13 protein-coding genes and 1 pseudogene are annotated in these 25,924 nt (G+C 69.8%); 12 read left to right on the plus strand and 2 right to left on the minus strand.

The window, feature by feature from the left end; genetic code table 11:
• Nucleotides 1–40: 40 nt before the first annotated feature.
• Nucleotides 41–722: pseudogene (locus OIE47_RS10105) on the plus strand (IS256 family transposase); the annotation flags it as partial.
• Between the two features lie 109 nt (nucleotides 723–831).
• Here the strand turns inward: OIE47_RS10105 and OIE47_RS10110 are convergent.
• On the minus strand, nucleotides 832–2,385 hold the full coding sequence (locus OIE47_RS10110) for a vWA domain-containing protein (protein ID WP_326561229.1): 1,554 nt from the start codon (nucleotides 2,383–2,385) through the stop codon (nucleotides 832–834).
• 619 nt (nucleotides 2,386–3,004) lie between these two features.
• Here OIE47_RS10110 and grpE point away from each other — a divergent pair.
• From grpE to OIE47_RS10160, 10 genes are all read left to right on the plus strand, one after another.
• Nucleotides 3,005–3,736, plus strand: coding sequence for a nucleotide exchange factor GrpE (gene grpE / locus OIE47_RS10115; protein WP_326561230.1), 732 nt, complete (start codon nucleotides 3,005–3,007; stop codon nucleotides 3,734–3,736).
• 10 nt (nucleotides 3,737–3,746) lie between these two features.
• Nucleotides 3,747–5,429, plus strand: a complete 1,683-nt coding sequence (locus tag OIE47_RS10120) for an Hsp70 family protein (RefSeq protein WP_326561231.1) — start codon at nucleotides 3,747–3,749, stop codon at nucleotides 5,427–5,429.
• Nucleotides 5,430–5,432: 3 nt separating this feature from the next.
• Nucleotides 5,433–8,129: a hypothetical protein gene (locus tag OIE47_RS10125; protein WP_326561232.1), complete on the plus strand. Its 2,697-nt coding sequence runs from the start codon at nucleotides 5,433–5,435 to the stop codon at nucleotides 8,127–8,129.
• Complete coding sequence (locus OIE47_RS10130) at nucleotides 8,129–9,304, plus strand: hypothetical protein (RefSeq protein WP_326561233.1); 1,176 nt, start codon at nucleotides 8,129–8,131, stop codon at nucleotides 9,302–9,304. The genes OIE47_RS10125 and OIE47_RS10130 overlap by 1 nt, the downstream gene beginning before the upstream one ends.
• Nucleotides 9,301–11,697, plus strand: a complete 2,397-nt coding sequence (locus tag OIE47_RS10135) for a GTPase-associated protein 1-related protein (RefSeq protein WP_326561234.1) — start codon at nucleotides 9,301–9,303, stop codon at nucleotides 11,695–11,697. The genes OIE47_RS10130 and OIE47_RS10135 overlap by 4 nt, the downstream gene beginning before the upstream one ends.
• Before the next feature lie 3 nt (nucleotides 11,698–11,700).
• On the plus strand, nucleotides 11,701–13,416 hold the full coding sequence (locus OIE47_RS10140) for a TRAFAC clade GTPase domain-containing protein (protein ID WP_326561235.1): 1,716 nt from the start codon (nucleotides 11,701–11,703) through the stop codon (nucleotides 13,414–13,416).
• Nucleotides 13,413–13,580, plus strand: a complete 168-nt coding sequence (locus tag OIE47_RS10145; protein WP_326561236.1) for a hypothetical protein — start codon at nucleotides 13,413–13,415, stop codon at nucleotides 13,578–13,580. The genes OIE47_RS10140 and OIE47_RS10145 overlap by 4 nt, the downstream gene beginning before the upstream one ends.
• Before the next feature lie 82 nt (nucleotides 13,581–13,662).
• On the plus strand, nucleotides 13,663–15,348 hold the full coding sequence (locus OIE47_RS10150; RefSeq protein WP_326561237.1) for an Hsp70 family protein: 1,686 nt from the start codon (nucleotides 13,663–13,665) through the stop codon (nucleotides 15,346–15,348).
• A 24-nt stretch (nucleotides 15,349–15,372) separates the two neighbouring features.
• Complete coding sequence (locus OIE47_RS10155) at nucleotides 15,373–16,035, plus strand: vWA domain-containing protein (RefSeq protein WP_326561238.1); 663 nt, start codon at nucleotides 15,373–15,375, stop codon at nucleotides 16,033–16,035.
• Nucleotides 16,032–19,997 (plus strand): CHAT domain-containing tetratricopeptide repeat protein, encoded by a 3,966-nt coding sequence (locus OIE47_RS10160; RefSeq protein ID WP_326561239.1) that lies wholly within the window; start codon nucleotides 16,032–16,034, stop codon nucleotides 19,995–19,997. The genes OIE47_RS10155 and OIE47_RS10160 overlap by 4 nt, the downstream gene beginning before the upstream one ends.
• Here OIE47_RS10160 and OIE47_RS10165 read toward each other — a convergent pair.
• A complete protein-coding gene (locus OIE47_RS10165; RefSeq protein ID WP_326561240.1) occupies nucleotides 19,988–21,982 on the minus strand; it encodes a caspase family protein in 1,995 nt (664 codons plus the stop codon). The genes OIE47_RS10160 and OIE47_RS10165 overlap by 10 nt on opposite strands.
• Nucleotides 21,983–22,586: 604 nt before the next feature.
• Between OIE47_RS10165 and OIE47_RS10170 the strand changes: the two genes are divergently transcribed.
• A complete protein-coding gene (locus tag OIE47_RS10170) occupies nucleotides 22,587–25,898 on the plus strand; it encodes a hypothetical protein (protein ID WP_326561241.1) in 3,312 nt (1,103 codons plus the stop codon).
• Nucleotides 25,899–25,924 lie beyond the last annotated feature (26 nt).

Below are 25,924 nucleotides of genomic sequence, written 5' to 3' on the forward strand. Positions count from 1 at the left end.
TGACCCGCCAGGCGTTGTGCCTGGTGAGGAGGGTGCCGTGATGACCGCGACGCTGAATGATCAGACCGGACGGAAGAAGCGGGCGGAGCCGTCGGCGGAGGCGAAGGCCGCCGCTGAGTTGGTCCGGGCGGCCAAGGAAACGATAGGCCCTGTTTGACGGGTCCGGATGGGCTGCTGAAGCAGTTGACCAAGAGGGTCCTGGAGACCGCGTTGAACGAGGAGATGACCGAGCACCTCGGTTACGAGAAACACGAGACCGCTGGGACTGGGTCGGGCAACATCCGCGACGGTAGCCGGCCGAAGACGGTGCTGACCGACGCGTCGGGGCCGGTGCAGATCGACGTGCCGCGGGACCGGGCCGGCAGTTCGAGCCGCGGATCGTCCGTAAGCGGCAGCGCCGCTTGTCGGGGATCGACGAGGTCGTCTTGTCGTTGTGTGCCAAAGGCCTGACGACCGGGGAGATCAGCGCTCACTTCGCGGAGATTTACGGCGCTTCGGTCAGCAGGGAGACCATCTCGCGGATCACCGACAAGGTAATCGAGGAGATGACCGACTGGTCCCACCGCCCGTTGGATGAGGTTTACGCGGCGGTGTTCATCGACGCGATCGTGGTCAAGGTCAGGGATGGGCAGGTCGCGAACCGGCCGTTCTACGCCCCGATCGGGGTCACCCTCGACGGCGACAAGGACATCCTCGGACTGTGGGCCGGGACCGGTGGTCAGCCCTAGAACGCACGCGCCCTGCGCTTCGGCTGGCCGCAGGTAACGCCAAACTCCGCCCGGCACCCGAGCAAGTAATATCGAATGAACTGGATGATTAGTCGATCTGGGGTCAACGATCGGCGGACCGCCATTCGAAGCGCGTCTTGCTGACCGTCGCGGAACCGCCGGGCGGGCAGACTCCGACCTCCCGCGCGTCCACCGAACCATCCCGGCTGTACGCGATTTCCAGCTCGGTAGAGCGGGAGGTGGCTCGGGATCGCAGGCCTCGCACCGTTCCCGCGCCCGGTATCCCGAGGGTCGCCGCACTGATCGTCACCCTTCGGCCGCGCAGCGCAATCGAGTCTCCCGCGATGCCGACCGTCTGCCCCGATTCACCGGATCCACCCACTGACGCGACGCTCAGCACACCATCGAGCATCGGATGCAGACGGTGCCAGCGCACCAGCAGTCCGATCGTCAGCAACAGCACCAGTAGCCCGAATCCGGCCTGCCACCAGCCGAGACTGCCCCGCTGCGTACTGAACGACGCGGTGGTGTCCGTGCCGGCGATCTTCGCGGTCAGCGGGACCCGCAACTCGTCGGCGAGGTACGACGCCCACGGGGTGCCGACCCGCCCGGTGAGGGTCAATCCACACTCTTGACGGACTGTGTTGGATGGTTTCCAGCTTGTTGGACCGGCGTCCCATTCGACAACCAGTTGCACCGGCGCGGCGCCGCCCGGTGGCAACTCCACCGCCCGCCCGTCGACCCGGGGCCGCACCCGGCCCACGCAGGTTGTGGTGACGCCCAGGTCGCTGACGGTCGTCGGCAGGTGCTCGTTTTGGGACTGCAGGGTGACGTCCAGGGTACTGACGCCGACACCCAACCGGCTCACCTCCGCCGGCCAGCTCACAGTGATGTCCCGACCGAGGTCTGCTGCCAGCAGGCCCTGGGCCTTGGCTACCCGTACCCGCTGCTTCGGCTCTGCCAGCCGGGCACTGATCTGGTCGACGTTGGTGGTCGGCAGGATCGAGGTGTTCGGGCCGAACACCTTCGTCAGCAGAGCGGCGCTGGTGTTGCCGGCCAGGGGGATCGCGTAGGCGCTAAAGGTTTCCTTCGTCAACCCGGCTGCGGACTTGGTGAGCTGGTCCCACGCGTAGCCCGACTCGAGCGGGTATCGGCTGCCCGGCTTGGGGTCGTGCACGCCGTCGGTGAGCATGATGAGTGTGCCGATGGACGGGGCGTCCGGCCGTTGCAGCACCTGCACGGCCCGCTCCAGTGCCAGCCCGATGTCGGTGTACGCACCATCGGCGACCGGCGGCAGCTTCGCCACGATCGCGTCCGGCGAGTCGCCCGCGGGGCCCCGCCATACCTGGACCGCACTCTCCGCGAAGGTCACCACGGTGACCTCGTCCTTCGGTGCCAAGGCGGCGAACAGGCCACGCAGGCCGGCCCTCAGCGCGTTGTACAGGTTCCCGGTCCGTAGCGACCCGGAGACGTCCACCAGCACCACATAGTCGCCGCCGACCTCCTGGACCCCGAGTTGCGAGTAGATCTGCTCGCTCGCCGGGTCGGCGCGTGTCGGCACCGGCCCGGCAAGCGCTCCCATGCAGATGCCGACGGCCAGACCCGCCACGATGCTGCGCACCCGCCAAAGGCCCGCTCGCCTGCCCTTTTCACTCATGCTGGCCTCCACTCGCAGATCCGGGTCCCACACGCCCACTCCTTTCGTAGCCGTCGAGCCGCGCAGGCCATTGACCGACCCCTTGCTGCCATTGGCACTTCGGAAACGCGATCTTTGCTTCCCTGCGCCGCCGGAATTTCTGACCGATATCCGACTGAACCGAGGAAACGGAACCCCTTGTCAGCCCGGCCGGCCAAGGTTTCGAGGGCGGCCTCGATCAAGGCGAACGGATCCCCGAATACCCCCGCGCCCCTTGTCTCGACAAAGAGATGACGCGTTCAATTGACGATGGGCGGACCTGGTCTGGCAATCACCCGGTCGTCCACCGATGGTCGGCCAGACGGATCGTCCCGCACCCTAAAATCCGACGTCCCCGCCGATCAGGTGACCCGCTCCGGGCATTCTCGTCATTCCGTGGAATGCGCACCGACCTGGTCACGGCACGATCCAAATGACGTAGGACGGAACGTGAACGACCGACTCCTTGAACCGAATGGGCAGAACTTTGGGTAGATCAGCTAAGACACCGGAATGAGGCTGGACCTATTTCGTACGCGACATCTACGGTTCGGGACGTCCATGGATGCCAGATGCATTTTATGTACGTGGAGGTGCGCGCGTGCCGGAACTCAGTGTCGCCGGGTCGGTCAGCTCCGATCCGGGGCAAACGGAAATCCTGCCGGATGCGACCGAAAATTCGGCGGTGGTTCCGCCACCTCAAGGGGAGTCGCCGGCTCCGGACCCGTCGGCCGCCACCGAGCGGGCCGACCGGCTGGACGCGGTGGTCGACGCGGTGGTCGACGCGGTGCACCGCGAGTTGGCCGCGGGCAACGAACGGGCCGCCGCCCGGGAGCGGGTCATCGATCGCCAGCACGAGGAGATCGAGCGGCTGCGCGCCGGAGAGCGTCAGGCACTGCTCCGACCGATGCTGGTCGAGCTGCGCCGCCTCCGCGACGACCTGCTGCGGCAGGCCGCCGGGCTACCGGAGGACCTGCCATCCCCCCAGGTGGTGAGCCTGCTGGAGTCGTTCGCGTACAGCGCGGAGCTGATTTTGAGCCGGGCCGGCGTGGAGGTGGTGCGTCCCGTACCGGGCAGCCCGTTCGACCCGTCGCGGCAGCGGGCGGCCGGTGTGGTGCCGGCGATAGCGCCCGAGTTGGACGGCACCGTAGCCGAGGTGTTGAGCGACGGGTACCTCGACCTGACCTCGGACCGGGTGCTCGCCACGGCCTCGGTACGCGTACAGCGGTGGCAGGAGCCGACGCCGCCAACCGACGAGGACCACGACGCGGTGGCGCAGCCGCACGACGAGCTATCGAGCAGCCCGGTGCGCCCCGTCGGCGCCGGCACCTGAAGGAGGAGACATGTCGCAGGAGTCCACCACGTATTTCGGCATCGACCTGGGCACCACGTACTCGGTGGTCTCCTACGTTGACCAGTCGGGGCGCCCGACCGTAGTCCGAAACCTGATCACCAGCAGCGAGACCACGCCGTCCGCGGTGTACTTCGAGAACGCCGACAACGTGGTGGTCGGCTCGTCGGCGAAGAACGTGGCCCGGCTGTACCCGGACCGGGTGGTCCAACGGGTGAAGCGGAGCATGGGCCGCGAGCGGCACTGGGAGTTCGACGGTAACGCCCACACACCGGAGTCGATCTCGGCGTTGATCCTGAAGCAGTTGGCCGAGGACGCCGCCGAGGCGACCGGGCACGAGGTGCGCCAGGTGGTGATCACCGTTCCGGCGTACTTCGGGATGCTGGAGCGCGACGCGACCCGCAATGCCGGTCGGATCGCCGGCCTCGACGTGATCGGCATCGTGCCGGAACCGGTGGCCGCGGCGCTGCAGTACGAGGTACGCGACGACGCCCCGGGCGCCGAGCGCACCGTGCTCGTGTACGACCTGGGCGGCGGCACCTTCGACACCACCGTCATCCGGATCGCCGCCGACTCGATCGAGGTGCTCTGCACCGACGGTGAGCAGAAACTCGGCGGCGTCGACTGGGACGAGCGTCTGATCAGGTACCTGGTCGACGAGTTCGTGGCGCAGGCCAAGCCGCTCCAGGACCCCACCTCGGACGAGGTGTTCATGCAGGAGCTCGCGTCCAGCGCCGAAGAGCTGAAGCGCCAGCTCTCGCAGATGGAGTCGCGCAAGATTCCGCTGCGGTTCGCCGGCATGAGCGCCAACATCGAGGTGACCCGGGCGACGTTCGAGCAGATCACCAAGGATCTGCTGGACAGCACCCTGCTGGTCACCGACCGCGTCCTGAAGAAGCTGGGCGACAAGCTCGGCGTGGCCGACCCGGCCCGGCAGATCGACGACGTGCTGCTGGTCGGCGGCTCGACCAAGATGCCGGCGGTCAAGGCGCGGCTGGCCGAGAAGTACGGCTGGCAGCCCCGGCTGCACGACCCCGATCTGGCGGTGGCCAAGGGGGCCGCTCGGTTCGCGTTGAGTCGGGCGCTGTGGGACTGGGACGAGACCGATGCCGCGGCGTCGACCCCGGAGGCCAAGGATGCTCGGGTCAAGGAGTTGGCGCTGCATACCGGGGTGGACGCGGACGCACTGACCGAACTGGCTGCCCTGCGGATCACCACGGTGCTGCCCAAGGCGTTCGGCGTGCGACTGCTGGACACCACGCATCCCAACTGGGAGGAAAACCTGGAGGCGGCGTCTTACGTCGAGCACCTGGTGCACGCCGATGACCCGTTGCCCAGCGACGTGAAGGTGCTCAACGCCAGCACGGTCTCGGCCAACCAGACCGAAATCGAGATCGAGGTGTACGAGCAGGCCGGCGCGACCGAACACCGGGAACTGTCGGCGAACAAGCCGATCGACCAGGGCAAGGGGCTCATCACCGGGCTGCCGCCACTGCCGGCCGGCTCACCGATCAACATCACCCTCCAGGTCAATCCCGAAGGGAAGTTGACCGTGAAGGGCGTCGAGCCCCGCAGCGGGAAGAAGCTGACCATCGAGGTACAGGTCAGCATCCTCAGCGAGACCGAGGTCGTCGAGGCACAGCGGATGGTCGCCGCGATCGCGGTCCGGGCCTGAGTCATGGTCTTCGACGCCGCCCGTTACGAGCAGGAGGTGATCCGGCCGCTGCGCGGCCGGCACGGCCGACTGCCCGTCGGGGATCTGCTGCGGCGATACGCGGTTGAACCGGGCATGGACGAGGTGAGCCTGAGGGAGCACCTCCGTCGGATCCGGATGTACTGGAACCAGAAGGCAGGGGGGCCGGACAACCGCGCCCAGGTGTGCCGGCTGTTGCTGGCCGCGGACGAGGAGTTGCAACGCACCCACGGCGCTGACATGTACCAGCCGGCCTGGTGGCAGCAGCAGTCGCAGCAGTGGCAGCAGAGCAGCCGCGCGACGATCAGTACGCTCGCCGCCGACCTGGCCAAGGCGTACCAACCGTTGGGGCAGGTGACCCGGGCGCAGTTGGCGGCGCTGGTCGCACACGTTCCGGAGCTGTCCCAGGCGCAGATCGACGACGCGGTACGGCAGGCGAAGCTGCGGGTGGTCGAGACCGTGGAGCTGCCGAGGTCCAGCGGACTGGACCGGACCGCGTACCGGCAGCTCAAGGATCAGCTGGGCGAGGTGGACGCGGCGACCGTGGTGCAGTTGGTGCACCCGACGCTGACCCAGCCGTTCACGCTGCTGCGTGCGTTCGGCGTACCGGGCGGACCGTCGCTGAGGTTGGACCTGGCCACGCTCGACGCGGCCATACGAGTTGCCGACTCCACGGCCGACTCGACACAGGTACGGGCTCGCAAGGCGGCGCTGCACGTGTTGCGTACCGGGCTGGAGGCCGGCGCGGAGCCGAGGGTCGTCGCACTGTTCCAGATCGTCGAGCAGGTCGCCCAGGGACGGGCCCAGGGCCTGGCCGACCTGTTGCTGATCCATCAGGCCACCGCGCTGGGCCTGGCTCGGGAGGAGGCCGAAATCCTGGTGGCCAGCCTGGCCACGGGTGCGGAGGCGGCCGGCGGCAGCGCGGTGGGGCGGGTCCGTGAGCTATTGGAGGAAGGGCTGCTGCGCGCGGCCGAGCAGGCGCTGGCCGCGCTTCCCGCCACCGACCCGGACCACGCCGCGGTGCAGTCCCTGGTGCAGGCCCAACACGTCGCCGTGGAACGCCTGGTGAGAGAGGCCGGTGCGGCGGTCGACGCGCATCGGGAACAGGACGCCGAGCGGCAACTGAGAGAGGCGCTACGGATTGCCTCCGACGACGAGGACCTCGTTGCCCGGCTGCGCCGGTTGCCACCGCCCCCGCCCCGCGACGTGTCGGTGGTGCCGGTAGACGCGACCGTACGGTTGGACTGGAAGACGCCGGACACGGCGGCGGAGGAGCTGCGCTACTGCGTGGTGCGTACCGACGGGCGGGCGGCGGCGGCGCCGGCGGACGGTCTCCAGATAGCGGCGACGAAGTCGACCTCGGCGGTCGACCGCCAGCCGCCGGTGGCCCGGACGGTGGAGTACGCCGTCTTTGCCAGCGCCGACGGCACGGTCTGGTCCCGCGCTGCCAGCGGCAGTGCGCAGGTCACGCCACCGCTGACCGAGGTGACGTTGCGGGTGCAGCGGGACCAGGTGGTCGGCGCGTGGAAACGGCATCCATCGCTGGCGGCCGTACGGGTACGCCGTACCGAGGGTTCGCCACCGGACACCGCCGCGGCGGGCGTGTCGATCGACACCGAACTCGACTCGTTCGTCGACCGGGCCATCGGTGAAAACCTCGAGTACTTCTACAGCCTGGTCGCGGTGTACCACGACGCACGACGCCGTGAGGTCGCCGCGCCGATGACGGTTGTCTCCGCCTCGCCGCGGGCACCGGCGAGCGCGGTGGAGACGTTGCAGGTGGTGCCGGTGTCCACCAACGGTGACCTGACCCGGGTGCGGCTGTCCTGGCCGACCACCTCCGACGCCGAGGTGCGCGTCCGGTACGGCGGCACACGCCCGGTGTGGGAGGTCGGTGCGGTCATCGCGGCGCCCGAGATGGAGCGGTACGGGCGCCCGGTGGTCGGGCCCCGGCATGTCGACGGGGCGGACACCGTGCTGGAGGCCGAGGTGGCGTCCGGTCAGCAGGTGTACCTGCCGTTCGCGATCGGAGGCACCGGCGTAGTGGTCGGCCGGCCGGTGGTGGTCGGGGTCTCCGAACCGGTCCGACAACTCGCCGCCCGACGCACCGGTACCCAGGCGGTGCTGTCCTGGGTGTGGCCGGCCGACGTCGGCATGGTGGAGGTCGCCTGGACCACCCCGGAGAACGGTACCCAGCTGCGGCGGATCACCAAGTCGCAGTACATCCACGGCGAGGGCTGCGTGCTGCCGGTCGGACCGGGCGGTGGCACCGCCGAGGTCAGCGCCATCGACGTCGGCTCACTCGGCGAGGCCCGTTCGATGCCGATCCCGGTGACCGTCGACGGTTCCGCGCTGCGCCTGTCGTACGAGGTGAGCCGCCTTCCCGGGTTGAAGGGCCGGCTCTCCCAGCAACGGATTCTGCGGGCCACCGTGGATGCCGATTGTCGTGGGGTCGACCTGGTCGTCGTCGCCTCCACCGGACTGGCCATGCCGCTGCGGCCGGACCAGGGCATGGTCGTCAACCGGTTCACCGGGCTCACCTTCGCCCGAGGTGTGCCGCTGACCTTCCACATCGAGATTCCGGCCCGGATGCGACGGCCGTACTGGGTCCGCTGCTTTGTCGACGGACCGGAAAACGTGAGCGTGACCGACCCCCCGATCGACAGCTTGAAGGTGCCCTGATGAGTCCTCTGCTAGGAAAAATCGCATGCCCGTACTGCTATCACAAGATCGACGGGCGGCGGCTGTCGTACCAGTGCAACGGCCGTGGTTCGCCGGGCAAGAAGGGCTGCGAGCCGCAGCACGACGCGGACCGCGAACGGGAGACCGGGTTCAGCCAACAGGCGCGTCTGGTGTTCGCACCCGCGGGCCGGGGGCCCTTCTCGCCGGCCCAGGCGGACTGCCCGAAGTGCGGTGCGCGTAGCGGCATCCGTGCCTGCCCGTGCTGCCACACTCCGTTGTCGGCGAACTTCGGCGCGGCCGCCAGCCCGTTGATCGCGGTGGTGGGTGCCACCGGTACCGGTAAGACCGTCTACCTGACCGTGCTTCAACACGAATTGATGAACGGCCTGCGCCGTCGCTTCGACGCGGACGTCCGGCGGGTCGGCGGCCCGGCGGCCGACGTGCAGCAGGTGTTCGACGATCAGACCCTGTTCGCGGGGACCCGGCCGGCCACCAACGGGCGGCAGGAGCCCGTCGTCTGGGAGTGGCGGCAGCAGCGAACCCCCTCCATCGGCCCCAGGTTCCGCACCACGTACCTCTCCTTCTACGACACCGCTGGTGAGGATCTCACCAAGCTGGACACCACCCACGATCTGACGTACCTGGGCGCGGCGGAGGCGTTGATCCTCCTGCTCGACCCCTTCATGATCCGGAAGGCGCGGGACCAGATCCGGATTCCGGAGTCGGCCCTGCGGTCGAAGGAGCTGACGATCGACGTGGTCAACCGGGTGACCGAGACGTTGCGCGCGAGCCACGGACTGAGGTCACGGCAGAACATCAAAATACCGGTCGCGGTGGTCTTCGCAAAGATCGACGCTTTTTTCGACGTACTCGGTCGTGACCACGCGCTGTTGCGCAAACCGCCCGGTGGTCCGGGTTACGACGATCTCGCCGGGGAGTCGACGCACGAGCAGATCCGAGCGCTGCTGCACGAGTGGGACGCCGACGACATCGACACCCACCTGCGCTTCAACTACCAGGCCTTCCGTTACTTCGCGGTCTCCGCGCTCGGCGCGGAACCGGACTACGACGGTTCGACGGTGGATCCCCGGGGCGCGCAACCGTTCCGGGTGGACGAGCCGCTGGTCTGGCTACTCAGTCGGTTCGGCGTCGTTCCCAAACTGGTGAAGCGATGACCGAGCCGGCCGGACCACCCGGCTTCGACACGCTCATCTACACCGACTGCCGGGCAGGACAGGGGCTGCGGGGCGCGGTCGGCCTCCAGTTCCAGTCCCGCTCACCCGGCGCCGACGAGACGGCGATGTCGGTGGTGCAGCGCAACCTGTTGTACGAGCCGCCGGCGAGGTGGATGCGGGAACGCCGCCCGGTGTCGGAGTACCCGCCCTCCTTCGCGCACACCTGGGACGGGCACTTGGCCACCGCCTCCGGGATCTATCTCGGCAAGGAGGTCAACGGCAGCCGGGAGGGCAACCAGCTCACCCACAGCGTCGTCACCCGGGACCCGGCCTCGTACGGTCCGATCCGCCCGGCCCAGTTGTTCGGCGCGCCGTTCTGGACCACCGAGCCGGCGCCCACCACCGCCAGCCCGCCGGTCCCATCCGGCTGGGAGCCCGGACCGTTCGGCATCGAGGACGCGCAGAAGTTCGTCCTCGACCAGCCCGACGGGCGGCAGACCCTGCTCGCCCTGGTCTCCGCACTGGAGGAGGTCGGGCAACCACAGGCCCGCCGGGTGTTGTTCATCGCCGACGCGCCTGCCGGGGTACTGCACTGGATCGCCGCGGCAACCCTGCTGTTGCCGCAGGACCGCGCGCTCGCAGTCGGGTTCAAGGTGTTCACCACCAATCCCGCGTACGCCAGCCAGCACGTGGTCGCGGTGCACCCGGAGTGGGACACCACCAAGGCGGCGGTGGAGAACGACCTCGGCTATGCGGTGTTCGACCTGGTCAGGGGCGCCCACAGCGAGGTGGAGGCGACTGCGTACGCCAAGGTGTGGGTACCACTGTTCTGCACCGAGGATCCGTACGACATCGTCGACGCGATCGAGATCGCGGCCGCCTCCGGCCTGGACCGGCACGCGCCGGTGCTCGGGCTGGCCGCGACGCTGCGTCGTCCGCCAACACCGGCGGACGCGACGATCCTGGTGAACTGGCTGCGCGACAGCGACCCGAACCTGCTGGCCGGCTGGCGGGGCATCGTGGTGGACCTGCTGGCCGAGTCCGTGGACGAACTGTCCCAACCGGTGCTGCTGGCCTTCGACGAGGTGGCCCGCTCCGGGCAGGTGCCCGAGGACCGCGTGGCCCCGGTGCGGCTGGCACTGATCACCGCCGAGATCCAACGGGCGTACCGGGACGCCGAGGTCGCCAACCTGAACCTGCCCCCGCTACCCGGGGGCACCTGGCAGCGTGAACACCAGGCAGCCGCCGAGCGGGCGGTGACCGAGGCGCTGCGTACCGCCCCACCGGCCGCGTTCGACGCGGTGCTGCGGGTCGCATACCGCTTCAAGCTGGCGGTCCGTATCGCCGACATCCGGGGGGAAGCCGGACGGTTCGTCGCGTCCTGGGCGCGGAACCGGAACCCCTACGACCCGACCCGTTGGCCCTGCGGCGAGGAACTCGACGCGATGCTGGTCGATGAACTGTGCGACCGGATCCTGCAGGATCCGTCCCGGGCGCATCTGATCGGCGACGGGTGGTGGCGGCAGCGCTGGCGGCACAGTCTCGACGGCGACACACCATTGGCCCGGGAGGTGATCAGCGCCGCGGTCCTGCACCTCGACAGCGGCGATCGGCTCGATCTGGTGGAACGTGTGCTGGACGCCGTACCGCACGCCGACGACCCACGAGCGCTGACCGGTTCGCTGACGAGGATGTTGTGGGCCCGGCACTCGCCGACACACGCGGAACTGCGCATCCTGGTAAAGGTCGTCCCCCGCGACACCGAACTCGACCCGGAGATCTTCCAGTCGCTCTGCGACGAGCTACTCGCCCAGGAGCTGGACCTGCAGGCGGTGGAACTCGGCCACAGCCTGCACAAGCGGGGCGTGTTACGGAGCCGGAACAGCGCCGTGCTCAAACTGCTGATGGCGGACTTCCAGCTGTATGACGTCCTGGACGAGATCGGTCGTTTGAGGATCAACGACAAGACACGACCGCTGGTGGCCCGGTTCGTCAGAATTCCCGCCCCGATCGTACGACTCAGGGCCGAGGCGGTGATCACGTACCTGCTGCAGGCGGACGCGCCGGAGCTCGTGCTGGACGTGCTGGTCGAAAGACCAGAGCTGATCGCACGGTACGTCAAGGCGCTCTGCGCCGAGGCAGCGCGCAGCGGGCACCCGGAACAGATTCGGACGATCTTCTTCCTCGCCTGTCAGGACGACATACCGGACCCGCCCCGGTCGGACTGCGAGGCGGCACTCCGGCGCTGGGTCGGACGCGCGAGCAGCAAGCAGCTCAAGCAGGTCACCCGGATGGTCGACGAACTCGGCCCGAAACTGGCCGAGGTATGGGTCCGGGTCGTGGAGCGATGGCATCGGGGCATCGCCGGCCGAATCATCCGGCGCGGGAGGTAGGCCATGGCCTACGTGTTCATGGCCATGGCCGTCGCCATCGGCGTCGGGATCTACATCTCAGTGTGCATAGCCGCGCTGATCTACGTCACCACCCCACTGGCGCTCGTCGCGCTCGGGGCTGGTGCGCTCACCGGCGTCGGTCTGTCGCTTTACGGCGCGATACAGGTGTTCGCCGGTCTGAGCATGCGCGCACCGATCCTCACCCCAGCGGGGGTGGCATCCGGCCAGCTCGCCGGCAAGGTCAGGCAGGCACAGGTACGCCGTGACCGGGCCTGGCCGCAGTACTACGCCCAGCAGGCACGACTGGACCTGACAGCGATCCTCTGCTCGCTCTACCGCATCGTCGCACGGGTCTGCGCCCGTACGGTCAAGCCCTTCCTACGGCCCGGCCGGCGCAAGCTCCTGCTCGGCTGGCCGTTGCTGCTGGTCGGCGTCGCAGGACTGGTCGGGTTCGTCGGTGGCGCCGCGCTGGGCGCCGCGCTCGTCACCATCGCCGCCGGCTCCCTGGCCGCAGTCGCCTGGCTGATCGGCCTCGCGCTGGTCGCCGTGCTCCGGGCGACCGACCGGATGTGGCAGAAGGTCTTCCGCGCCAGCGGTAGCTGTCCCCGCTGCTACCACCTCACCACGCTGCCCGCGTACCGGTGCCCGGGAACGCACTCGACGCAGGAGCGGCGGGAAGGCGACGACCTGCACCGCGACATCCGGCCCGGCCGGTTGGGGGTGCTGTGGCGGCGGTGTTCGTGCGGCCAGCGGCTGCCGACAACGGTGCTCCGGGCCGCGCGGGTGCTGCAAGCATGCTGCCCGCACTGCTCCGAGCCGCTGCATCAGGGAGCCGCCGTCTCCACCGACATCCGTATCCCCGTCTTCGGCGCCTCCTCCGCCGGCAAGACGCAGCTCATCATGGCGGCGCTGGTATCCATGCTCGGTCCCGGACCGGGTCAGCACGGCGGTTCCGGCACCGACAGCGACCGGGTCACGCTGGCCGACGAGCACAGTCAACGCCGCTACAACGAGTACCTACGACTGGTGCAGGAGGATCGTGCGGCACCCAAGACCGACGCGGCGCAGCAGCCGATCGCGGTCACCCTTGACATCCGCGACGGCCGCCGCTCGGCCCTGGTCCATCTCTTCGACGCCGCTGGCGAGGCCCTCGTCGACCCGCGTGTCAGTGCGACGTACGCGTACCTCGACTACGCCCGGACGCTGCTTTTCGTGCTGGATCCGTTCTCCATACCCGCCGTCCGCGACCTGTCCTCGGATGCCTTCACCGACCTCTTCCTGGAGGCGAACCCGGCGCAGCACGACCCGGAGGACTCCTACCAGTCGACCGTCATGCGGTTGCGTGGCTACGGCGTGCACACCGCCCGGCAGCGGTTGGCCTTCGCGGTGACCAAACGCGACCTGTTGGAGCAGTTACCGGTCGGCGTGGACCTCGGGACCGACTCGGACGCGGTCAGGGACTGGCTTGTCGCGCGTGAGCTGGACAATCTCGTGTCCGCCGCAAACCGCGACTTCGCGGAGGTGCGGTTCTTCCTGGTCTCGTCCAAGGACCTGTCCGGGGCCGGCGCGGTCGCACCGGTGAACTGGCTGCTTTCCATGTACGGAGTGGGGGTCGATCCGTCAACGACGGGCATCGCCGGGGAGGCTCCGCAGCGTCGGAACGGGTCGGCCGACCCGGCCGCCGACCCGCAACCCGAGCCTTCGAGAGGAGCACCATGACCGGCGTCGTACTGCCCCTGGCGCACCGGGTCGCCCGAGGAGTGACCCTCCTGTTGTTACTGCTGATGGCGGGAGTGCTCGGCGGTCTCGCGGTGACCGTGGCGCCCCGCGTCCTCGCCGAGGCCCGATCCGTCGTCGAGCAGATTCGATCGGCGCCACGGTGACGGCACGTCGGGGCGAGCCCGTGACCCGACCCGGCCGCGACGGGTGGCTGTGGGATCTCATCGGAGGTGTGAGAACGAGATGATGACGCTCGGCATTGACCTGGGCACGACCTATTCCGTGGTTGCCACGCTGGACAGCGGCGGACGGCCGATGATCCTGCCGAACCCGTTGGGCGAGGAAACCACCCCATCTGTGGTGTGTTTCGAGTCGCCCGGCTCGGTGCTCGTCGGATCCGCCGCACGCAACGCCGGACCGGCCTTCCCGGACCGTACGGTCTCGCTGATCAAGCGACAGATGGGCACCGACCGGCTGCTCTGCTTCGACGACGTGGAGTACACCCCGGAGGCGGTGTCGGCGTTGATCCTGCGTGCGTTGGTGAGCGGCGTGCTGCCCGGTCACCGGTCGGACCGCACCGTACCAGCGGTGGTGACGGTGCCGGCCTACTTCGGAATCCGGGAACGCGAGGCGACGCAGCAGGCCTGCCTGCTGGCGGGCGTGGACCCGCTGGAACTGGTCAGCGAGCCGGTCGCCGCCGCGGTGCACTACGGCTTTTCCGAAACCGCCGGCATCGGCACCGCGGTCGTGTACGACCTGGGCGGCGGAACGTTCGACGGCACGGTGCTGACCCTGGGCAACGAGATCCAGGTGGCCGCGACCGACGGCGACACCGAACTCGGCGGCGCGGACTGGGACGGCCGTCTGGTGTCGTACCTGTTGGACCAGTTTCTCGCCAAGGCAACGCCGGACACCGACCCGGCCGACGACGAGGTCTTCATGGCCGAACTGCTGCTGACCGCGGAGCGGGTGAAACGAGCACTGTCCAACACATCGGTGTACCGGCTACCGCTGCGGTACGGCGGCTACAGCGCCACTGTCACCGTGAGTCGCAACGATTTCGAAGCCGCCAGCCGCGATCTGGTGGACCGCTCGCTGACCGTGATGCGCCGGCTTCTCGACTCGGCAGGTCGGGCTGGTGCCCCGGACATCGACCACTGTCTGCTGGTCGGCGGGTCGAGCAAGATGCCGATGATCGCCACTGCGCTGGCCGCCGAATTCGGCTGGCGGCCCCGGCTTTTCGACCCCGACCTTGCGGTGGCCAAGGGCGCGGCGTTGCGCGCACACCAGCTACTTCCGCGCGGCGTCGACGAGCGGCCACCGGGCCCGGGGCAGGATCGGGGCGACGGCGATGGTCGGGGCCCGGTCCGGGTCGATTGGCGGCACCCCGGCGGTGGCGTACCGGTGGGCGGTTCAGAGCCGGACGGCTCCCGGCAGCCGGCAATTTCCGATGCCGGTAGCCGGGGTCCGGTCACCGCGCCGGTCGCCTCGGTGGCGGCCCGCAGCCTCGGGCCGCTGGTGCACGACAGCCACGACAAGACCGGTCGGCACCGGTTCATCAACCACGTCATCCATCAGAACGACCAGCTACCAGTGGTGGACCGGGAACTCACCCTCGCCACCATCCTGGACGACCAGCGCAGCGTCCGGATCGAGGTGTACGAGCAGGCGGGCGCGGTGGAGTCCGCGGAGGTGGTGCACAACCGGCCGGTACTAGACGGCGAGTTGTCCGGGCTGCCGGCCCGGCTGCCGGCCGGCTCACCCATCCGGCTGCGCCTCTCCCTGGGCCTGGACGGACGCCTGAGCCTGACCGCCGTAGAGCCGAAAAGCGGCACGGCGCTGACCCTGGAGGCGTGCATCGACGGCGTACTGGATCGGACGGGCCGTGAACAGATAGCCCGCGGTCTCCTGGCGCTGACCGTGCGGCACTGATCGACGAGATTTCCGGAGGTTCTCATGCCCGACTGGATCAGGCGCAGCTACACCGGTGTCGGATTGACCCAGTACCGCCCTGGACGGCACCTCAAGGCACTCCAGGAACCACACCTCGGCACGGTAATCCTCTGCATCGACGTGAGCGGGTCGATGGGGATGATCGACGGAGGGCGTACCCGACTCGCGCACGCGGTTGCGGGCGCCGAGCGGTTCATCGCCGACGCCGTCGCGCACCACTACCGGGTCGGCCTGGTGCTGTGGAACCACGAGGTGCATCAGTTCGTCCCCGTCGCGCAGGGGGAGAGCGCGGTGCGCAGCGCCCTGCAGAGCGCACCGATCAGCGGCGGCAACAACATCGAGCCCACGCTGAGCCTCGGCATCAGGGAGCTCGGGCCGCTGCGCGGTGACCGGGTGCTGGCCATCTTCGGCGACGGCGACATCGGCCCGTCGGAACCGGCGGTGGCGAGGTCCCGGGAGGCCGCCGCCCTCGGTATCCGGATCATCGTGCGTGGCCTCGGCGAGCATTCCGCCGCCCAGCTCAACCTGATCGCGACCGAGGGAACGGACGAGGGTGGTACGGCCGCGGTGGTACGCGATGCGGCCGACCTGGAGCGGGGCATCGCCTCGATGGCGCTGAGCCTGGCTCACCGGGGCCTGGCCCCCGGAAATGGCGGGGGGTCGTGACCGACGCCGCGTATCTCCGCCCGATCCCGGTCGACGCGCCGGCCCCGCAACCCGAGCCGGACCTCGCCGAACTGACCGCCGAGATCGACGAAACACGGGGCGAGCTGGCGACGTTCGACTCGGACCCGCAGTACCGGGAATGCCTGCTGGCCGGATACCGGGCCGAGCGGCTGTACGAGTTGGGTCGGTTGCTCTGGCGACGGTACCTGGTTGTCGTCGAGCCGCCGGACGCCGACCCGGACGCCTGCGCGGAGGCACTGCGGGTGGCGATGGAGGCGCTCGAAGAGGCACGGGACGCGTTGCCCATCGGCACCGGACTCGGCGTTGACATCGCCTGGTGGCTCGGGGGTGGGTGGGCGGACCGGTACCTCACCGACGCCGATCCGGATGCGCTGGACCAGGTCATCGGCCTGAGCATCGAGGTCGCCGAGGCGGGCGGCCTGACATCGCAGGACGAGGCCCAAGCCCGCTACCGGCTGGCCGAGTCGTTGCTGGAGCGGCACGGGTTGCGCCTCGAACCAGCCGACCTGGACCGGGCGGTCGTCGAGGCGGAGTTGGCCGCGGGCCTCGACGCGCCGTCCATCGCCGGGGAGATTTCGCAGTTGTGGCCGGCAGCGGTGCTGGCATCCGGGCTGGCCCGGTGCCGACGCTGGCACCAGAGCCGGGACCGGGACGATCTGGACGCTGCGATCGGGCACCTCGCCCGGCTGGCCCAGTTGGGCGACCCGGCCGGCACCGGGTACGGCTCCGGCGGCGAGTTGACCGCCGCGGCCCTCGGCGACCTGGCCCAGTTGCACCACGACCGGGCGGCGCTGCTGCTGGCGGACGACACCGACCGTACGGCCGCTGGTGAGGAGCTGTCCGCTGGTCGGCACTGGGTGCGGATCGCGCTCGACAGGTGCACGCACGACGACCCGATCCGCCCCCGGATCCTGGCCGCCCGCGCGTTCCTCGGCTGGGCGCACTACCAGTACGGCAGAGAAGTCTCCGAGTTGGACACGGTGGCGCGTGAGCTTATCGAGGTGATCGAGGTGACCGAGGACGACGGGGAGCGCGAAGCGCTAACCACGATGCAGGGCATGGTGACGGCCGAGCGGGCCGCGTGCGGGCTGCCGGTCAGCGAGGACGACCAGGCGGTGCTGCGCCAGGCGTTTTCCGAGCTGAACCAGAGCCTCGTGGACCAGGTGAAATTGGGCAACGCGTACCGCGACCCACGCGCCGATCCCTCGATCTCCCCCAGGGTCGCCGGATTGTTCCCCGCGCAGCGGGGAGTGGAACACCTGGACCGGGCGATCGCCGAATGGAGCGCACTGCCGGTCGGCAGCCCGAAGCGGGCCGAGTTGGCCGGCACGCTCGCCAGTGCGGCGGTACTGGCCCAGCAGTACGGCTACCGGGATCTGGACCACGACCTGACCATCGAAATGATCATCCTGGCACGCACCGAACGCCCTGACGATCCCCAGTGGCAGATGAACATGCTCGTCCTCCGGGGCACGGTCGGCACACTCGCCGCGGACCGGGGCCGGGCCGACCAGATCGGCCCGGCGCTCGAGGCCTTGACCGAAGCCCGACGGCTGGCCACCGAGAATGGTCGGGAGAGCGCCGAGATCGACCTGCTCATCGCGACCGCGAAGCGGGTCCAGGCGAACCTGAACGACGACCTGAGCGCAACGGCCGACCTGATCAGGGACCATGAGAGTCTCGCCGGCCGCGCCGACCTCAACGAGCAGCAGCGGCTGCTGCTGCGCCTGCAGGACGCCAGCACCCGGGCGCAGCGCGCCTTCCAGCGTCGCGACCGGACGACGCTGGACGCCGCGGTGGCCGAGCTGCGCGCGGGACTCGCGCTGCTGCCCGTAGGGGACGTCCGGCGTGGCCTGGCCGCCGCGAACCTGACAACCGCGGAGTTGTGGCGCAGCCAGCTCGGTGACGATGACTCCGACACGTTCACCATCATGCGCCGAGCCGCCGACCAGTTCGCGGCGGCGGCGGCCGAGCCGGGCGTCGGCGGCGGCAACCGCTCCGACATGGTCACCCAATCCATACTGCTCCGAGCCGGTGCCGCGGTTGCCGACCGCGACGCGGTCACGCTCGCACAGCAGATCACCCTGCTGCAGGAGCGGCTCGACGCGATGCCGACCGGCGATCCGGGTGCGCTCAGGCTGCGGGTCCAGTTGGGCAGCCTGTATCTCGTCCGGTTGGAGGGGTGGCGCGACTTCGCCGACGCCGACCGGGCGGTCGCGCAACTCGAACCGGCGCGACCGTACGTCGACCCGACCCATCCCCTGTGGTCGGCCACCATGTCCTGGCTCAGTCGCGCGTACCGGGCCAGGGACGACCGAACCCGGGACGACCGAGGACACAGCCGTGACACCGGCCTGCAGGCATTGCGCGGCTACGTGTGGCGGACCCTGGTGCAGTCCGGCACCGAGGAGGCGGCCCTGGCCGGGCGTTCGGTGATCGAGGATGCCGCCGAGGTAGCGAACTGGTGTGTACTGGACAACGAGCCGAGCCAGGCCGTCCGGGCCCTGGACGCCTGCCGCGGGTTGGTGCTCCAGGCCGCGTCACGCGGCCGGGACGTACCGGCCCTGCTGACCGCCGCGCAGCAGCCGGACCTGGCCGCGCAGTGGCGGGCCGGCGGCAGCAACGGTGGGCCGGTCCCGGCCGGGACGCGCCAGCGGGTGATGCGTGTGCTGCTCGACCACGAGCGGTCTCTCCAGACCGGGGCGCGGATCGAGCTGCTCGACCCACCCGACCTAGCGGAGATCACCGCCTCGCTCCGGTCCAGCGGTACCGACGCGCTCGTCTACCTGGTGCCGGCCTCGGACGGTCAGCGCCCGGTTGCCGTGGTGGTGCCGGCCGCCGGAGACCCGGAGATCCTGGCCCTGCCGACGCTCGCGGCCCGGTTCACCGCACTGGACGGCTACCTTGCCACCCGCCTCGGCGGCCGGCGGGTGGCGTCCGGTACGCGGGACGCGGGACCGGTCGACCCGACGGAGCCGACGACGTCGGACCCCGAGTCGGGGCAGACCCTACAGAAGCTGTCCGACTGGGCGTGGTACGCCGCGATGGAACAGATCCTCCAGTACTGCGCGGGTCACGGGTTCTCCCGACCGTACCGGCTGGTGCTGGTGCCGATGGACGCGTTCGGGCTGGTGCCGTGGCATGCGGCCCGAGCACCCGGTGGCCGGTACGTCATCGAGGACGCGACCCTCTCGTACGCGGTCTCGGCCCGGATGTTCTGCGCGACCACGGCACGCGACCCGATACCGTCCAGCGCGGACAGCCTGATCGTCGGCAATCCCACCGGGGATCTCAGGCACGCCGGTCTGGAGGCCGTCGCCATCCGCGACACCATCTACCGCTCCAGCCCGTACCTGGGTAGACGCGACGACAACGGTGCCACCGGTCGCGGCAGCCCAGGTGAGGTGCTGGAGTGGTTGCGGACCTCGTTGGGCGCGGACCGTGGGGTGTTGCATCTGGCCTGTCACGGTGTGATCGTGCCGAGCCGCCCGGAGAGTTCATATCTGGTGCTCAACGCGCGGAGCGGACCCGCACCGCTGACCGCGGAGCGGCTCGCCGACGAGGCGCATCGGTCGGAGGGCGGCTTCCGGCTCTCCGCGGTGGTGCTGGCCGCGTGCTCCAGCGGCGTGCCCGGACGTACCTACGACGAGGCGTTCTCATTGGCCACGGTGTTCCTGATGGCCGGCGCGCGGTCGGTGATCGGATCGCTGTGGCCGGTGCCCGACGAGGCAACCTCGCTGCTTATGTACATGCTGCACCATTACCTCATCGTGGACCGCATGGGCTCGGCGCAGGCACTGCGGATGGCGCAGTTGTGGATGCTGGACCCCGAACGTCGCACCCCGCCCGAGATGCCGCTTGAATTGCGGGACCAGGTGGGTCTGATCAGGGAGGGCGACCTGGAAGGCTGGGCCGGCTTCAGCCACCTGGGTCAATGGTGACCGTGCTTCGCCGTCTGTGGTACCTCGGTCACCACCGGCAGGGTGGTCACCGCCCAGTCGTGGGCGGCGGCCGCTCCCGGGCCGGCGTCGCGGCGCACCACCCGGTGGCCGAGCCGGTCGATCACACCCAGCAGTGCCATCGGCGCGCGGGAGGTCGCCGGCCACGGATCGTGGAGTCGAGGCATCGCGAACGGCACCGCGCTGAATTGCTCCTCGGCGACCAGCAGCTTGAGCCAGTCCCTGGCAGTGGCACCCGGCACGGGTTTCCGGTTGTCCGGCAGGGTGAATCCGACCGGGGCGCCCCGCAGGGCGGCGGCTGTGCCGCCTGCGGCGATCACCTGCACGCTGAACAGATCGGAGTGCACCCGGAACCGGTCCGTCAGATCGAGCAGTGTGCAGTACAACGGGCGGTCGCTGGCGTTGTGGATCCGGACGAAGACGGTCGGGGCCGACCACCGGCCCTGGACGAGGCGGTACCGCAGCCGAACCGCACCGTCGGGGGCCGCGGGCAGACCGGGCCGGTGCATCGGTACGACGACGTCGCCGGGTCGGGTGGGTACGAGTTCCATGCTGACCGCGCCGGCCAGCCCGGACAACGGGTTCGTCAGCGACCGTAGCTGGCGCCAGCGCGCGATGTGCTCCAGCGCCTGGACGGCCCGTTCGACCGGATCGCCGTCGCTGTCGTCGATGTCACCGGTGATCGGTACGCCGTCATCGCCCAGGATCCGGATCCTCCCGGGGCCGGGGACCCGCACCCGTAGCTGGGGTTCCAGGCCAGGGGTGAGCGGATCGACCGCGCGCAGGTACGCCGAGGGCCCGCCGGCCGGTCCCGCCGTGTCCAGGGCGGACAGCAGCCGGTCCACCGTCGCCGGGTCGTCGGGCACACCACCGACCGCCACCGTGGTCTGTGGCAGCGGGACCGAGCTGACCACGATCGGATACTGGCGGGCCGGATCCGGCTGCCAACCGATCGGTATGACGAGACTGCGCTCGGTCAACACCTGCGTCACCCCCGCCTCCCGCGCCGGATCCGTACCGTGTACCGCGAGTCGCAGGGACCTGTCCGGGTCGACGGTCGGGAGACCGTGGCACGCACCGGCGTCCACCTCCCAGTTGCCGCGTACCCAACGCATGGTCATGCCCGCGCCGGGCGGGCGGATCGTGCCGCCGAGGAACGGTTGGTCGGCGAATGTGCCGTTGGCCGGGTCGAGTTGCGGCACCTGGCGTGTCACCAGGTTCTCCACCTCGCACCGGGTCGCGGTGTGCAGTTCCCGATAGGTGGCACCGGGGCCGAGTTGACCGGCCGCTGCCAGCAGCGCCCCGGTGAACAATCCGTGCACCGGGCCGTAGCGCAGGGTCTCGGTGGCCGACTCGTCGCTGCGGCAGGCCGCCAGTGCGACATGGTCGGCACCGCCGACGTAGAAGCCGGTCGGGTCACCCTCGGGCGTACGGATGATCAGCTCCGGCAGCAGGAGGTCCGTCGGCGGCGGCTGGGCGGGCGGGGGTGTCCATCGGGTGGCCAACGCGTCCCGGTTCGCGCCGCCGGAGTGGCAGGAGTCGAAGACCAGCACCACGTGGGCGCCGGATGCGGCCACCTCGTCGGTGAGCACCGCGATTTCCTTGTCGTACAGGTCGGGCACCGGGCCGTGCCTGCTGTCCACACACATGAGGGTCTGCATGTGGCCGCTGGGCTCCAGATACGACAACGGCTCCCACACGGGGGCGAAGGATCCGTGCCCACTGAACCAGAACAGGGCGGTGTCCCGCTTGCCGGCCCTGCCGAGGTGCGACCGGAAGCCGTCAATCACCGCGGCCCGGGTGGCCTGCTCGTCGCACAATTCCTTGATGACAACCGAGGTATCGGAATCGATCCGATTGGAAAGGAAAGCCGCAACGGCGGAGACGTCGTTCCGGCATCCGGACAGCGGCGTCGCCACGTCCCGATATGCGTTGACGCCCACCAGCAGCGCGTAGATCACAGGCACGGTCGTCCCCCTCAGCCTGTCAGACCGGATATCGTCCGCACCGGCCCACGGCCCGGTGGACCAGCATCGGTACGTCCGCAGCCGAGCCTGGCACAGGCAGCACGGCTCCAGCAACACTCGATCGGGCGACCCCATCACCAGTACGGCCGACCCAGTCCATTTATCGGTGCCATTCCGAAGAATTCGGCCAGTACGCAGAACACACCAGACCATGCGCCGTACGCCGCCGGAGCATTGTTTTCGCCACACCGGATGCGGTATACCAATTCCGTCTCCTATCCATGCCCGTCCCCTCCCGGGCACCACCCGGCCCCGATCACCGGTAGCAATTCGGAAAGGGCAGTCGATGAAGACCTCTCCCGGTGCCGACGACCGCATCGCCCTGTTGCGTTCCACTCTGGAGCGTGTGACCGGCTCCGGCCGGGTGGGACCGCTCATCGAACTGGGACGCGCCTACTCGGAGCGCTACCAAGTGAGGATCCAACGGGGTCTTCCGAGCGCCGCCGACGACCTGGACGGCGCGGTGGCGGCTCTACGGGAGGCGCACGATCTGATGTCCGAACGCGATCCGTGGCGCCCTCAGATCGCTACCAACCTCGCCCGCATGATCGGGACCCGATTCCTGACCGGGCACGGCTCCGATGCCGAGCGGGACACCGCGATCGACCTGTTCGAGGAGTCGCTCGCCCATCCTGACCTGTCCGCGGCGGACGTCGAGATGGGCCGGTACATGTGCGGTTCCCTGCTGATGCTGCGCGCGCTACCCGGCCACCAGGAGATGCTCAGCACCGGCACCCTCGACGTCAACAGCGCCTTCGCCATGCTGACCCACCTACAGGGCGCCGCATCCGCGCAGGCACAGCGTGACCTCGACCTGGCCGCGACCAGGATCCAGCAGTTGATCGACTCGCCGGTGGTCCAGCCGCAGATCCACCAGGTCGCACCGGCGATCCTGTCCAATATCAACCAGGTATCCAGTCTTTTGGGATTCGGCGGATCGGGCGGGGATCTCGACCTCAACGCCACCATGCAGGTGCTCAACCAGGCCATGGATGCCGTACCGCCGGGTGCGCCGGGACACGACGAGATGCTCGCCATGCGGACCGGGATGTTGGCGCAGCGGTTCGGCACGCCCAGCGGCGGCGGACCGATAGTCAACGCCATGAACGGCCTGATCGAGCGCCAGTCCGGCGTCCAACTGGTACTCCCTGCGCTGGTGCAGGAGTTCGCCCGACTCACCGGCGAGATCAGCGACACCGGTACCAGCGAGGACCTGGCCCGGGTGGCCCGGCTGACGGAACGCGACGCCGATGGTGGCCTACCGGACAGCACCATGTTGCTGCTCATCGACGCCACGCTGGCGGCGTTGGCCTACCGGCCTGCCGCCCCGACGGATCGGCTGGTAGAGCTGGCCAACACCGTACTGGGTAGCGTGGCCCGTGACGATGCCGTCTCCAAGGGCAAGGACCATCTGCTGGTCGCACTGGCCCTGGCGATGCGTGGCTACTGGGCCCGGCAGCCCGACGATCTTCGCAACGCCGTCGGCCACCTCCGGGAGTCGGTCCTGCTCCTGCCATCCGGTCACCCGGTGACGCCGGCCGCACTCAGCCTGCTCGGTGTTCTGCTCGACGACCGGTACGTGCTGGGCGGACCAGCCGCCGAGCGGACCACCGCCCGGCAGCTCGTCGAGTTGACCGGTTCGGTCCTCGACGCCCACCGGGCCACGGCGGCCACGGACCGGCAGCGGCTGGCGGTGGTCCGGGCACTGTGGTGCTTGGGCCAGGTCGCCCAGGCCATCCAGAGCGCCGACCGTGCCGGGCTCTCCACCGCGGTCGCTGCTCTGCATGAGGCACTCGGCTGGGTGCCCGAGGTGTACCCGTGGCGCGCCCGGCTGGCCGGCGGGCTCGGCCTGGCATATCTGGTGCTGGGCGCCACCGGGGGCGGCAGTGAGCTGGCACGCGGCACGGGCATCCTGGTCGACGCCGTACGGGCGTTGCCGGTCCACCACAGTGCTCGGTCCGGTCTTACCGCGCTGGCCGGTCTCGCTGCGCTGCTACCCGCCCGGACGGGCGACCTGGCGGCGGCCGCCCGCGCCGTGGAGTTGTTGGACGGGAACACGGATGTCGGCCACCACGTGCTGATCGACCGTACGGTGCTGCTGGCCGCCCGCGGTTGCGCGCACCTGATCCTGGCGGCCGGGAACGGCGCCGGGGCGGCGGCAGACCTTGGCATCCGGTATCTGGCCGAGGCCCGCGACCGGTCGGCGGCCCGGCCCGTGTACCTGGCCTACCCGGTGCTCCGAGAGCTGGCGACGGCGTACCGGCAGCGCGCCGACGCCGGCTACGGCGATCACCAACAGGCTGTCCGTACCGGGCTGGCCGCGCTGCGATCCGCCGCGACGGCCGTACCGATGGAAGCCGGCGCCGACCGGCGGGCCGCCCTGGCGCGTACGGCATCGGCGTTCGCGTTGACGGTGGTCGACTGGTGCGTGGCCGACCAGTGGCTCGACGGTGCGGCCGAGGCGGTGGAACTGGCACGTGCCCTGACGGTGCTCGGAGCGACCACGGTCACCGACGTGGTGGAGCGACTGTACGACGCTGGGCAACCGGATCTCGCCGGGGAGTGGAGGAGGGCTACACCCGGCCCGCTCGTGCCGTCCGCGTTGCGCGAGCTGTTCGACCTGTCCCCGCCGACCGCCCTGTACCGGCGGGTCCGGGAGGCCCTCGGCACCCCCGTGCTCCGGGTGCCGGAGGTGCCGGACGTCGCCGCCGCACTGCGTACCGTCGGCGCGGACCTGCTGTGTTACCTGCTGCCCGGTGTGCACGGCCAGCCCGGCCGGCTGATATCGGTCAGTGCGGCCGAACAGGTCACCGTCACGTCGGCGCCCGGCCTGACGACCACACCGGATGCCCTCGTCGGTCGCTGGCTCAGCGGCGCCTCCTCCGCATCCGGTACCGAGCAGGGGCTGCGTGCGGTGTGTGACTGGGCCTGGCCGGCCGTAATCGAGCCGTTGCTGGCCGGCACGACGTCGCTGGTCGGCGGGACGACGTCAGTGGAGCGGAACAAACCGGGCCGGGTGGTCCTGGTGCCGCACGGCACGCTGGGCCGGGTGCCGTGGCACGCCGCCCGTACCGGCGCCGCGCCGACGGGCGGCTACCGGTACGCGTGCGCCGAACTTGTCCTTTCCTACGCCTCCTCTGCCGGACACCTGGTCAAGGTCGCCCAACGCGAGCCGCTACCGGTGACGCGGAGCCCGGTCTTCCTGGTCAACCCGATGGGTGATGACAGCAGAGCCGCGTACGCCGTGCTGACCCTGCGCCGGCTGCTATACCCCCGCTCGACCGGGCTGGGCCGTACGGGCGACTCGGGCGACCGGCCGGGTACCGCCGACACTGTGGCCGCGGTACTACCCAACCGGGACAGCACCGGCGTCTCGATGCTGCACCTCGCTTGCCGTGCGGTACTTGCCGGGCCGCCGAGCGGGCCCTGGTGGGAACTGGCTGGCCGGCAGCCGGGAGACCCGCCGACGACGCTGCCGGCGAGCCTTCTGCTCAGGCATCCGAGTGCCAGTCGTACGGGCGGATTGGTCATACTCTACGTCGACTCGACCGACACCCTCGGCGAGGGGTACGACATAGCGCTGACGCCCCCCACCGTCCTGCTGGCTGCCGGTGCCACCGGTGTGGTCGGGTCAGGCTGGGTCGGCGGGTATCCGGCGCACCCGGCGCTGGTGGTGATGGTCCACCACTTCCTCGCCGACCAGCGGATGTCGCCGACGGACGCGGTGGCCTCGGCGCACCGGTGGATGCTCGATCCGCGACGGCAGATCCCCCCGTATCTGAAATCGTCCATCTCAGTCGACGCGGATCTGACCGACGTGGTGCACTGGGCCACCTTCCGGTACCAGGGACGGTGAACAGGTAGGTGTCGGCAATCCGACCG

The sequence above is a fragment of the Micromonospora sp. NBC_01796 genome (assembly GCF_035917455.1).
Classification (GTDB): Bacteria; Actinomycetota; Actinomycetes; order Mycobacteriales; family Micromonosporaceae; genus Micromonospora_G.

What these genes read in the sequence shown, in the direction of transcription:
- OIE47_RS10130 (WP_326561233.1), top strand. Translation starts at nt 8,129, where the DNA reads ATGAGTCCTCTGCTAGGAAAAATCGCATGCCCGTACTGCTATCACAAG.
- OIE47_RS10120 (WP_326561231.1), top strand. Translation starts at nt 3,747, where the DNA reads ATGTCGCAGGAGTCCACCACGTATTTCGGCATCGACCTGGGCACCACG.
- OIE47_RS10110 (WP_326561229.1), bottom strand. Translation starts at nt 2,385, where the DNA reads ATGAGTGAAAAGGGCAGGCGAGCGGGCCTTTGGCGGGTGCGCAGCATC.
- OIE47_RS10135 (WP_326561234.1), top strand. Translation starts at nt 9,301, where the DNA reads ATGACCGAGCCGGCCGGACCACCCGGCTTCGACACGCTCATCTACACC.
- OIE47_RS10140 (WP_326561235.1), top strand. Translation starts at nt 11,701, where the DNA reads ATGGCCTACGTGTTCATGGCCATGGCCGTCGCCATCGGCGTCGGGATC.
- OIE47_RS10170 (WP_326561241.1), top strand. Translation starts at nt 22,587, where the DNA reads ATGATCGGGACCCGATTCCTGACCGGGCACGGCTCCGATGCCGAGCGG.
- OIE47_RS10125 (WP_326561232.1), top strand. Translation starts at nt 5,433, where the DNA reads ATGGTCTTCGACGCCGCCCGTTACGAGCAGGAGGTGATCCGGCCGCTG.
- OIE47_RS10155 (WP_326561238.1), top strand. Translation starts at nt 15,373, where the DNA reads ATGCCCGACTGGATCAGGCGCAGCTACACCGGTGTCGGATTGACCCAG.
- OIE47_RS10145 (WP_326561236.1), top strand. Translation starts at nt 13,413, where the DNA reads ATGACCGGCGTCGTACTGCCCCTGGCGCACCGGGTCGCCCGAGGAGTG.
- OIE47_RS10150 (WP_326561237.1), top strand. Translation starts at nt 13,663, where the DNA reads ATGACGCTCGGCATTGACCTGGGCACGACCTATTCCGTGGTTGCCACG.